At 54.1% G+C, this 11,388-nt stretch carries 8 protein-coding genes and 1 pseudogene; 8 read left to right on the forward strand and 1 reads right to left on the reverse strand.

The features are described from left to right. The first annotated feature begins 339 nt into the window (after window positions 1–339). The 8 genes and pseudogenes from CXF87_RS10520 (at window position 340) to CXF87_RS10555 (ending at window position 10,871) form a co-directional block, all read left to right on the forward strand. Window positions 340–750, forward strand: coding sequence for a hypothetical protein (locus CXF87_RS10520; RefSeq protein WP_101146611.1), 411 nt, complete (start codon window positions 340–342; stop codon window positions 748–750). Between the two features lie 161 nt (window positions 751–911). After that, window positions 912–2,216 (forward strand): TolC family protein, encoded by a 1,305-nt coding sequence (locus tag CXF87_RS10525; protein WP_232774886.1) that lies wholly within the window; start codon window positions 912–914, stop codon window positions 2,214–2,216. 35 nt (window positions 2,217–2,251) lie between these two features. After that, entirely contained in the window at window positions 2,252–3,880 is a 1,629-nt protein-coding gene (locus CXF87_RS10530) for an efflux RND transporter periplasmic adaptor subunit (protein WP_198556050.1), read from the forward strand. Further along, the gene (locus CXF87_RS10535) at window positions 3,880–7,005 is read left to right on the forward strand and encodes an efflux RND transporter permease subunit (protein ID WP_101146612.1); all 3,126 of its coding nucleotides are present in this window, start codon (window positions 3,880–3,882) and stop codon (window positions 7,003–7,005) included. Before CXF87_RS10530 ends, CXF87_RS10535 begins: the two co-directional genes overlap by 1 nt. Window positions 7,006–7,284: 279 nt before the next feature. Further along, the gene (lgt, locus tag CXF87_RS10540; protein WP_101146613.1) at window positions 7,285–8,094 is read left to right on the forward strand and encodes a prolipoprotein diacylglyceryl transferase; all 810 of its coding nucleotides are present in this window, start codon (window positions 7,285–7,287) and stop codon (window positions 8,092–8,094) included. A 75-nt stretch (window positions 8,095–8,169) separates the two neighbouring features. Next, on the forward strand, window positions 8,170–8,508 hold the full coding sequence (locus tag CXF87_RS10545; RefSeq protein ID WP_058577545.1) for a hypothetical protein: 339 nt from the start codon (window positions 8,170–8,172) through the stop codon (window positions 8,506–8,508). Between the two features lie 132 nt (window positions 8,509–8,640). After that, window positions 8,641–8,961 (forward strand): annotated as a pseudogene (locus CXF87_RS22395) (TniQ family protein); the annotation flags it as partial. 1,004 nt (window positions 8,962–9,965) lie between these two features. Then, window positions 9,966–10,871 carry a hypothetical protein gene (locus CXF87_RS10555; RefSeq protein WP_101146615.1) on the forward strand — a complete coding sequence of 302 codons (906 nt, stop codon included), beginning with the start codon at window positions 9,966–9,968 and terminating at the stop codon, window positions 10,869–10,871. Between the two features lie 126 nt (window positions 10,872–10,997). Here CXF87_RS10555 and CXF87_RS10560 read toward each other — a convergent pair. Further along, window positions 10,998–11,388, reverse strand: a 391-nt coding sequence (locus CXF87_RS10560; protein ID WP_332870636.1) for a L,D-transpeptidase family protein, incomplete at its 5' end; no start/stop codon positions are given.

Below are 11,388 nucleotides of genomic sequence, written 5' to 3' on the forward strand. Positions count from 1 at the left end.
GGAGACTCGCATTGGCTTACCCTCATTTGTTTACTCGTAGCCAGCTTACAACCGCCAGGCTGCCCAAAGGTCAAGTCTTCAACGGGCGCTTATGGCAAACCTTTCGGTTGTACATCGAAATTTAAAATGAGGCCTTGACCTTGAAGTCTGCTTTAAGGATATCTTACAAAAGCTGCTCTGCCACAGGTTAAAAACCTTCATCACGTCCTACCCTCAGCTCGTTTGGCAGTATGAGAAGAAAAAATGACTCAAGTCATTTTTTTCAATTTGGATGTTAAGGGTGGTTGCAGGTAAGCGCTGTATTCTAAGCGTGTCATCAAACAGGAATGGAGAGTTAAAATGAAAATCAAAACGTCACTTGCCGCCGCAATCATTAGCGTAGTTGCCATACCAGCATTCGCAAGCTTTGGATACTCTGAATCTCAGGCCAAACAGCTGACGGAGGGAGTTACACCTAGTGGAATATTGACCAGCGGGTTTCCTCATGAGTATGTGCTCTCATTAAACGAAAGCTCCGAGGTCAAGATAGCTAGTGAGCACTTTCCTGGATCAAACTTTATGCTTCGCATGAAAGCAAAACTGATGGACGCATCCGGCAATATCGTTTCGGAAGCTAATTCTGTCAATGGAGACTTCAAAATTGATGAGAGACTCGATGAAGGCGAGTACCGCTTGATTGTTTCAGGAGATACGGGGGGGCGTGGGGAAAGTGATACACACCGGTACAGTCTGCATGTAGACATTCAGTGATAAATTAAAGTTGGCCGGCTAATGCTGGCCAACAATTACTTTAAATGTTTCGTTTAATGATTTTAAAGTAATTAGTAAACGTAGTTTTTAATGTTTGATTATTTATTTTATTAAATTTTCTGTATTTTTTTGAGCGTAATCCTTTTGTTTGGAGGTCCACTGTGATCAAGGCTGCATTGTTATTCAGCGGTGTCTTGGGTGTCGCCTGGATGCCAGCTATTGCTGTTGCCGGAAGTGAAACGGACAATTTGCAAAAAGCGATACAGATAGCCATTGATCAGGACCCCTGGTTAACCGGAAGTGCGTCCATTGAAACCGCCCTTGAGAACGAGGCCATTGCATCGGCCCAGCTCCCTGATCCCCAGATTTCATTGAAAGCGGGAAATCTGCCGGTTGATACCTTTGACTTGAATCAAGAAGGTATGACCCAGTTCAGCATCGGCATCAGCCAGCTGTTTCCCAGAGGGGATAGCCTGGTGCTTGCCAAGCAACAGAAGCAGCAGCTTGCCGCCCAGCAGCCGATGTTGCGCCAGAACAGAGAAGCGAGAGTCGAGGCTGTGGTCAGCCAGCTTTGGCTGGAAGCCACTCGGGCTCAGCTGAGCATCAGTCGGATAGAACGTGATCGTAGCTTGTTCGAGCAGCTAGCGGAGGTGGCCGAGGTGAGTTATGCGTCCGCCTTCGGAATGACCCGCCAAGACGATGTGATTCGTGCTCAGTTGGAGCTGACTCGCCTGGAGGATCGCTTGACCGATCTCAGACAGCAACAAGAGGCAGAAGAGCGGCAGTTAACTGAATGGTTGGGGAGTGAGGCGATGCTACCGATAGCGGAAGACTTCCCCGAGCTTGTTTTGGTAGAGCCAAGCCTCTTCACTGACGCTGAACGTCCCAGTCGTCAGCTGTGGTATGAGCGAGTGAGGCGTCACCCTGCAGTGCTGGCATTGGAGCAGAAGATAGATGCCATGGAGACTGGGGTCGATGTGGCGAGGCAGCAGTACAAACCAGAATGGGGTGTATCGGCACAGTACGGCTACCGCGAGGACGACCCTATGGGCGGACGCCGGTCCGACCTGTTCTCTGTGGGAGTGGCCTTCGATCTACCTGTGTTCACGGAAAATCGTCAGGACAAGAATGTCGCAGCAGCGGCATCACGTCATGAAGCGGTCCGGTACGAGAGAGAAACCTTGGTTCGTGAATTGATTGCCCAGCTGGAAACCAATTGGGTTAAGTTGGCGCGCCTCGATGAACGATTAACCCTGTATACGCAACGATTATTGCCCGAGCTGAGCGAGCAGGCCGAAGCTTCCCTGAATGCCTATAACAATGACGATGGTGATTTTGCAGAAGCCGTGCGGGCACGAATTGATGAAACCAATGCGAGTGTGGAGCTCATAGGCCTGAAAGCCCAACGACTCAAGGTGATTTCAGATATCAACTACCTGCTGTCCCAAGGCACGTCTTCACGCTAACTCACGACTTCTCAAGTCTGGAATGAGACATCACGATGAATCAAATGGGTAGGTACTTTTTCGTTATATCGTTAGGCGTCCTGTTGGGCGTGTCCGGCAGTATGGTTCTGGGAGGGAAGACATTCGTCCTGAACGCAGTAGAAACGGCTATTGGAAAAGATAGTAATAAGACTGGTGGGGAAGAGAGTGGAGAACGCACTCCCCTTTACTGGGTGGCGCCGATGGATCCCAACTACAAGCGAGACAAGCCTGGAAAATCCCCGATGGGGATGGATCTAGTGCCTGTTTATGATGATCAAGACGAAGGGGACACCCCAGGAACAGTCAAGATTTCTCCTGATGTCGTCAACAATTTTGGTGTTAAAACGGGCGTTGTCGAAAAGGATACATTTGACGCCACGGTAAGGACAGTTGGCTATGTCCAATACGATGAAGACAAGTTGGTGCATATCCACCCCCGCGTCGAGGGGTGGATAGAAAAGTTATTTGCCAAGTCCGAAGGCGATCGTGTTACCCAAGGTCAACCGCTCTACTCGATCTATTCGCCGACGCTCGTGAATGCACAGGAAGAATTGTTGCTTGCAATGAACCGCGGCAACCAACGTCTGATTTCTGCCGCCTTGGAAAGGCTGCGCGCGTTACAGGTGCCCAATGAGGCTATCCAGAAGCTAAGGGACAGTCGTCAAGTGAGTCAGGCGATCATCTTGCGTGCGCCCCAAAGTGGCGTCCTGGATAATTTGCAGGTGCGTGAAGGAATGTTCGTACAGCCAGGAATGAGCATGATGAGTATTGGCGTTCTTGATCATGTGTGGGCTGTCGGAGAGGTGTTTGAGCGCCAGGCAGCGTTGATCGCTGAGGGAGATGAGGTTCGCATGACTCTTGACTATCTACCCGAACGGGAGTGGACAGGGGTGGTGGACTATATATATCCAAGTATTGATAGTGAGACGCGTACGGCTCGTGTAAGGGTGCGTTTCGCTAACGATGACCTGGCGCTAAAACCTGGAATGTTTTCTCAGCTGACCATTATGTCAAACACGACGTTGGAGGCATTGCAAATACCCCGTGAGGCCTTGATTCGCACCGGAAGCCAGTCGCGTGTCGTTCTTGCATTGGGTGATGGAAAATTCAAATCGATCGAAGTCGACGTCGGGCGCGTGGGTTGGGAAACCGTCGAGATATTATCGGGCCTTGAGGAGGGCGATCGCATCGTTACGTCGGCTCAGTTCCTTCTGGATTCCGAGTCAAGTCGAACATCAGACTTTCGACGAATGGAGCATAGTGACAGTGCTGAAGAGGCCGATGAGAATTCCCTTGTTGAGACCGTATGGGTGCCGGCACGCGTCGAAGATGTCATGCCGGATCATGGCATGGTAACGCTTTCCCATGCCCCTATAGCGGCTTGGAATTGGCCGGCCATGAGCATGGATTTCCAGGTTGCTGATACGGTTAGCCTTGAACAGCTGAAAGACGGTATGGACATCCATGCCGAACTCGAACGGATTGCGGAAGACAAATTCGCTCTACGCGGTGTGCATGTTGACGATGATAAGACTAAAGCACCCAGCGATGAGGGCATGGATCACGGAGAAACCAGTAATGCGGAACGCGGCCAGCAAGACGCGATGAGCCATCAAGGCCATGCAACTGGGGAGAGCAAGTAATGATTCCTGCGTTGATCCGTTGGTCAATAAGCAACCGTTTTCTCGTGCTTCTTGCTGCCGTGATTCTGGCGGGGGCGGGAATCTATTCAGTCAAGAATACCCCGATTGATGCTCTACCGGACTTGTCAGATGTGCAGGTGATCATCAAGACCAACTACCCGGGCCAAGCTCCGCAGGTCGTCGAAGATCAAGTCACCTACCCGCTCACTACGGCCATGCTGTCGGTCCCCGGGGCGGCCACGGTACGTGGATACTCCTTCTTCGGCGACTCCTACGTCTATGTGATCTTCGACGAGGACACCGATCCATACTGGGCGCGCTCTCGTGTACTGGAGTACCTTTCTCAGGTAGCGCCTACGCTGCCGGACAGTGCGCGCCCACAGCTTGGCCCTGATGCCACTGGCGTGGGGTGGGTCTACCTCTACGCCCTCATCGACAGAACTGGCCAACATGACCTCAGCGAGCTGCGCAGCCTGCAAGACTGGTTCCTGAAGTATGAGCTTCAGACCGTGTCGGGCGTCTCTGAAGTCGCGGCGCTTGGCGGCATGGTCAAGCAATACCAGGTTGTGGTAGATCCGGAGAAACTTCGTGCCTTCGACATTCCCCTGGCTCACATCCAGACCGCCATACAGCGGGGCAACCAGGAAGTGGGCGCCTCGGTCGTCGAGATGGCCGAAGCCGAGTACATGGTGCGCGCCACAGGTTATATCCAGAGTCGTGAGGATCTTGCCAGTATCCCATTGGGTGTGGATGACAACGGAACGCCTCTATTGCTCAAGGATGTCGCCGACATCGGGATTGGGCCCCAGATGCGTCGTGGCATTGCCGAACTGAACGGGGAGGGTGAGACCGTCGGCGGTATCGTGGTCATGCGCACAGGAGAGAATGCCCAGAAGACGATCGATGGCGTCAAGGCCAAGCTTGAGCAGCTCCAGTCCGGCCTTCCGGAGGGGGTGGAGGTCGTGACGGTCTACGACCGTTCAGGCTTGATCGAGAAGGCGGTAGACAACCTGTTGCGTGGCTTGCTCGAGGAGTTGGCCATCGTAGCCTTGGTGTGCGTGCTCTTCCTGTTCCACCTGCGCTCTGCGTTGGTAGCGATGATCAGCCTGCCGATGGGCATCCTCACTGCCTTCATCATCATGAACTGGCAAGGTATGAACGCCAACATCATGTCGCTTGCGGGTATCGCCATTGCAATCGGTGCCATGATCGATGGCGCCGTCGTGTTAATCGAGAATTTGCACAAGCACATGGAGCGTACGCCACTGACGTCCGAAAACCGATGGAAGGTGGTGGCCGATTCGGCGGTGGAGGTGGGGCCGGCGCTTTTCTTCAGCTTGCTGATCATCACTGTCAGCTTTGTTCCTGTCTTTACCCTCGAGGCCCAAGAGGGGCGAATGTTTTCACCCTTGGCCTTCACCAAGACCTATGCCATGGCAGCCAGTGCCGGGCTGGCGGTCACCTTGGTTCCGGTGCTGATGGGCTATTTCATCCGCGGCCGCGTACTTCCTGAGCACAAGAATCCGGTCAATCGATTGCTGGTCGGGGTCTATATGCCAGTACTCAAGGCAGTATTGAGTTTCCCGAAGACGACGATCGCCTTGGTGCTGGCGATAACCCTGGTGGGTTTCTGGCCGGTCAGCAAGATTGGCAGCGAGTTTATTCCACCCCTGGATGAAGGCGACTTGATGTACATGCCGACCACTTATCCAGGGCTGTCGATCGGCAAGGCGCGGGAGCTCCTTCAGCAGACCGATAAACTGATTGCCAGCGTGCCGGAGGTGGACACGGTGTTTGGCAAGATCGGACGGGCCGACACGGCTACCGACCCTGCGCCGCTGACCATGATCGAAACATTCATTCAGCTCAAACCGCGGGAAGAGTGGCGAGAGGGGATGACCACCGACAAGCTCAAGAAGGAACTCGACAGCCTGGTGCGGATACCGGGGGTATCCAATGCCTGGGTGATGCCGATTTCGACGCGCATCGATATGCTGGCGACCGGGATCAAGACGCCGGTGGGCATCAAGGTGGGCGGAGAAGATCTCAATCAGATTCAGTCCATCGGACAGCAGCTGGAGACGATCCTTGCCGATGTTCCCGGTACTGCGTCGGTCTATTCCGAGCGGGTGGCCGGAGGGCGCTATATCAAAGTCGATATCAACCGCGCTCAGGCTGCGCGCTATGGCCTTAACATTGCCGACGTGCAACAAGTGGTGGCAACCGCTATCGGTGGTCAGAACATCACTCAGACCATCGAGGGCTTGGAGCGCTACCCGGTCAACCTGCGCTACCCACAGGATTACCGGGACTCCCCCGAGCGGCTGGCCGAGCTGCCGATCGTGACCGCCAATGGGCAGCGCATCGCTCTAGCCGACGTGGCGGACATCTACGTGGAGGACGGACCACCGGCGATCAAGAGCGAGAACGCACGTCCCAACGGTTGGACCTTCGTGGATATCGAAGGCGTGGATGTCGGTACCTATGTGCAGCGCGCCATGGACGTCGTGGCGGACGAGCTCGATTTGCCCGCCGGTTATTCGGTGACGTGGTCCGGGCAGTATGAATACATGTTGCGTGCCAAAGAGAAGTTGAGCTATGTGGTGCCTCTCACATTGGCAATCATAGTGATCCTGCTCTACATGAGTTTCAAACGCTTCAGTGAGGTAGCCATCATCATGGGCACGCTGCCGCTGGCCATGGTAGGGGCTATCTGGTTGATGTACCTGCTGGGCTATAACTTCTCCGTGGCCGTGGGAGTGGGGTTTATCGCTCTGGCCGGGGTGGCAGTCGAGATCGGAGTGATCATGCTCGTATATCTCAACCAGGCCTATCAGCAGATGCTCGAGCGCTGCCAACACAAGGGAGTACAACCCCGTCGGGAGACTCTTCGCCACGCCGTGCTGCACGGTGCTGCTCTCAGGGTGAGACCGGTAATGATGACATCGGTCTCGACCATTGCCGGTCTTCTGCCACTGATGTACAGCTCCGGCACGGGTTCCGAGGTGGTCAGCCGCATTGCGGCCCCGATGGTGGGGGGGATGTTGAGCGCAGTGATACTGACGCTTCTGGTGTTGCCCTGTGTCTACTACCTGTGGAAATGCCGCCATGTGAATCATGCATAACGTCAGGATCGACAAGGCTGGGTGGCACATTCTAGATACGCGAATGCCGTATCTCGAGGGCTCCCAGCCTAACACGAATCGTCAGTGGTACTCGATGTGAGGTACACCAGCGATGCCCCCTGGAATTAGGTTGAATTTGCACTTCGTGAGTCAAGATTCAGTTTGTATTCAGGCCATTAGGCTATGCTGGTAGATAAGAAAGCACGCTTGGCTATTTGCTAACCCGCTGGCGTAGCGTCGAGCGATTCATAGAAGCCTGAAGGGCGCGAGGAAATTGCCATGATTGCGTACCCACAGATCGATCCAGTGGCATTTTCCCTCGGACCGGTACAGCTACATTGGTATGGCCTAATGTACGTGGTGGGGCTGACGGCCGCATGGTGGCTGGGGCGGCGGCGAGCGCACCGCCTCGGCCTGACCCATGATGATATCGGCGACCTGATCTTCTATGGCGCTCTGGGCGTCATCATTGGAGGGCGCTTGGGCTATGTGCTGTTCTACGGGCTCGACCAGCTGATAGCCAACCCCCTATGGCTTTTCAAGATTTGGGAAGGGGGCATGAGTTTCCATGGAGGTCTTGCCGGCGTGCTGGTAGCCGCCTGGCTGTTCGCTCGCCGTCACCGCCTGGCCTACCTTCAGCTGACCGATTTCATCGCCCCGCTGGTGCCGATCGGTCTGGGGGCAGGGCGTCTGGGCAACTTCATCAATCACGAGTTGCCGGGGAGGGCCAGCGAAGTGCCCTGGGCGATGATCTTCCCTCCCATGCTGGGCTTGGGGCCTGAACCCCGACATCCATCAGCACTCTACGAGTTTGTCCTGGAGGGTGTGGTGCTGTTTGTCGTGTTGTGGTGGGTGTCACGGAAACCGCAAACTCAAGGGCTTATCTCGGGTCTATTCCTGCTTCTGTATGGCACCTTCCGTTTCATCGTGGAGTTTGTGCGCTTACCCGATCCTCAATTGGGCTTCATCGCCTTTGATTGGCTCACTATGGGACAGTTGTTGACGGTACCAATGTTGGCAGCAGGTGCGTTCCTGGTCACCACTGCATGTCGTAGTCAGCGAACCATGGTTGCTACATCGGACCGATAAGCAAGACAAGTGATATGAGGTATGTCGATAATATTGGAAGAACGTTAACGATATTACAGTACGAGGAGAATTCTCATGGCACACAGAGAGCATCGGTTGGGAGTTTCTGAAACGACCTTGGTGAACCGACACTTAAAGCTTGATTCCAGCGATCTGGATGCGGTGAAAGCGGCTGTTGCAGATATTGATGAGCTATACGGGCTAGACAGTGTTTCGTTCGATGAGAAGAAACTAAAGCTTCACCTGGCCTATGATGCCTCACGTCTCTGCCTCGACTGCGTCGAAGATATTCTCGACAAATATGCGGTCGAAATCAGTCGTGGTTGGTGGAACCGCTTCAAGGAGGAGCATTATCGATTTGTCGATCAGAATGTGAAGGACAACGCCAAGAAGGAGCCTTGGAGCTGCCATTGAATGGTAGTCACATCTATACGCAAGGCTAGCCTCAGGGTAAGCGCTGCAGGAAACTACGCGTGGTCCGCTCGGCTAGGGAGCTTCATGTAGCGTTATTTGCCTTTCTGCTGAACCTCCCCTGGGAGTTCCTACAGGTTCCTTTGTATGTGGGCATGCCGAAATCGAACTCGCCATGGAGGACAACAGATTTGTGCATTGTGTTTGGCAGAGGACTCAGCCCCCTACTTGCGCCGACACTGGCGATTCGCTTGGCACACTGGGTGCCGCTTTCATGGGGTGCAACTGATAGATGAGTGCCCGGTATGCAAGGCTCCTATAGAGCCTCATCGCCTGTCAGCGGAAGATCAACATTTAGCTCAATGCAGCCGGTGCCATGAGAATTTTAGAAAGGCAGTATGCACGTCACCTTTACCTGAAGCGTTCAGTTTCCAAGTGCTGGCTGATCGTGTTTGACAAGGGGATAGGGCGGCATTTGGGAACACCTCTATCACACTCGCGGATTGGTTTTCTATGGCGAGCTTCTTGGTTGGCGTTATGCGGCGCGCCAGTCGGCGGCCTACGTCACCCCTCGCGGGAGCGCTTCTGTCGTTAGGTATTCCCGTCGTGAATAACCGAATGCCTATATCTGGATTGGCGTTTGAGCTGTTGCCTATTAGCGAGCGGAGTGCTTTATTGACGGCGGTTGAGCGGTTAATGAGCATAGGTGTTGAGGAGGCGTTCAGGACGTTTGTCGCGTTCAATGTGAAAACGAGCGCGCTATTTGATCCTCGAAAGTCACCTCCCGTTGCACTGTTACCGATGCTATCACGATTATCTCATCATCCTCATGGGCCACATCGCCGCCGTGTTCAACCGGATCATCGCCCTGCATCGGAACGTGCTGTTAGAGCCTCTTGGGCGCGTTTAAAGCGCAGAATGAAAGCGGAGCCAACCTCTTGAAGCAACACAAAACGGTAGACTGCGATGAGTGTGGTCGAGAAGTCTCCAAATTGTGGCGACGCCATTAGGGGCATGGTTACTGCTCAACTTGCTATGCTCGTGAGTTTAAGCGGCGGATATGCCCACGATGTGGTGAGTTAGCTCGTTTGCCTAAGAATGACCCAGACGCCGTCTGTCGTCAGTGCGACGTCGACAAACCGTGTGCACGATGTGGAAAAGCCAGTTCAGACTACAACATCGGCAAGGTCACTCCCTACGGCCCTGTCTGTATCGCCTGCGCTCCCTATTTCAGAGAGCCAGAGTCCTGCGAGGAGTGTGGGGAATCCTCTCAACGTCTTACCCGAGTGACGCGTATGGGGCATGCTCATCGCTTGTGTCCACGCTGTGCGACGGCTGATCACGGTACCTGTTCTGCGTGTCGTCGACATCGCTTATTGGTGGTGGCACCCAACGGGGATGTGTTGTGCAAAGCCTGTAATGAGCGAGGGGAAATTGCCTGCCCATCGTGTGGTAATCCCATGCCAGCGGGTCGAGGCGATGCCTGTGAGCCCTGCTATTGGACGCGTACATGTCGTAAGCGGATCATCATTGGCCAAGCCGGTATCACCACCAAAGCGTTACGTGAGGCCTTTGGGGAATTTGGTGAATGGCTGATTCGTACCACAGGGCCGCATAAGGCTGCTCTCAAGATCAATCATTTCTTCTCGTTCTTCCTTGAGGTCGACCAGGCATGGTCACGGATACCGAGCTATTCGGAGCTGCTTCATCACTTCGGGGCGGAGGGGTTGCGGCGTGTAAGACTTCCTATGCGATGGCTGCATGAAGAGCAAGGGGTAGAGCCGGATCTCCAAGCAAAGAAGATCGACTCAGAGAAACGACGTATCAAAGCGTGTCTCAGGTCTATGCCGTCCGCTTCTTTATCAGAAAAAGCGCTGCATGCTTATTGGCAGCAATTAGAAACCCGTATAGAGGCGGGCAAAACGTCCCACACCTCCGCACGACTTGCACTAAGAGCGGCAGCCGCATTGCTACTCGCTACTGACCGGGAGGGGCAGCGACTTCCACAACAGGGCGATGTGGACAACTATTTGCAGGCGGTGCCTGGACAAGCAGCCTCGGTGACGGGGTTTACTAATTTCTTAAATCGCCAACATGCCACCACGTTGGCTCCTCGGGTGGATGTAAAACGGGCAAGAAAGCGGCGAAAAGAAACACTAGCCCGCACTCTGATGACGATGGCCCGGTGTGCTGATCAAGGAGAGGCCTGGAGAGAGGCATGGATCGTTGCTGCCATGGAGTATTTCCATGACACAAAAGTAACGCAGAAAATGCTTCGACAACAGACCGTAGAGCGGACGACAGACGGGATACAGGTGGTAGTGGGTGGCGTTACCTACTGGCTGCCTCTGGATATTGAGTGCTAAGACACTGATAGCGTGCAGTCACTTGGAGGGCCCCGCGACTCTGTAGGCGAATGTCGCCCCGCCGTTTGGACGGGGCTATGGCTCTCTACCTATATGCCAGGGCTCAAGGGGGTGCCAAAAGGCGTGTCATGACCGTTGAGATGACGTCAAAACCAGGTCTTCATAAATGCCCTTGATAGCCTTCTCTTCTGGGCTGTGGCGCTGTGGCTCCTGTTCCTGCTTTGGATGTAGTGGGGTTATAAGCCCGTTAGAGAGTGACAGGACATCGCTGAGCTGCTCGTAATCGAGGTTTACGTTATCGACATTGTATTGGTTAAGGCGTGTCATGGTCTCTGTGAGTGCGGTCATACTGTGCTCTTCTTCTCCAAGCGGCGGAAAGGCTTGAATCAGCGGCTGACCGCCTTCCCAACCTATCTTGATCGGCTGATTGATGATGTTGACTTGGGTGCCGGGTGGAATGCGGTCAAATATAGATTCGATGTCTTTGGGTAACATGCGGATACAACCTCGGCTTGCG

Source organism: Halomonas sp. MES3-P3E (assembly GCF_002836035.1).
GTDB classification, from domain to species: Bacteria; Pseudomonadota; Gammaproteobacteria; order Pseudomonadales; family Halomonadaceae; genus Vreelandella; species Vreelandella arctica.

Coding starts and splice junctions, on each gene's coding strand:
- CXF87_RS10535 (WP_101146612.1), top strand. CDS start 3,880: ATGATTCCTGCGTTGATCCGTTGGTCAATAAGCAACCGTTTTCTCGTG.
- lgt (WP_101146613.1), top strand. CDS start 7,285: ATGATTGCGTACCCACAGATCGATCCAGTGGCATTTTCCCTCGGACCG.
- CXF87_RS10520 (WP_101146611.1), top strand. CDS start 340: ATGAAAATCAAAACGTCACTTGCCGCCGCAATCATTAGCGTAGTTGCC.
- CXF87_RS10555 (WP_101146615.1), top strand. CDS start 9,966: ATGCCAGCGGGTCGAGGCGATGCCTGTGAGCCCTGCTATTGGACGCGT.
- CXF87_RS10545 (WP_058577545.1), top strand. CDS start 8,170: ATGGCACACAGAGAGCATCGGTTGGGAGTTTCTGAAACGACCTTGGTG.
- CXF87_RS10530 (WP_198556050.1), top strand. CDS start 2,252: ATGAATCAAATGGGTAGGTACTTTTTCGTTATATCGTTAGGCGTCCTG.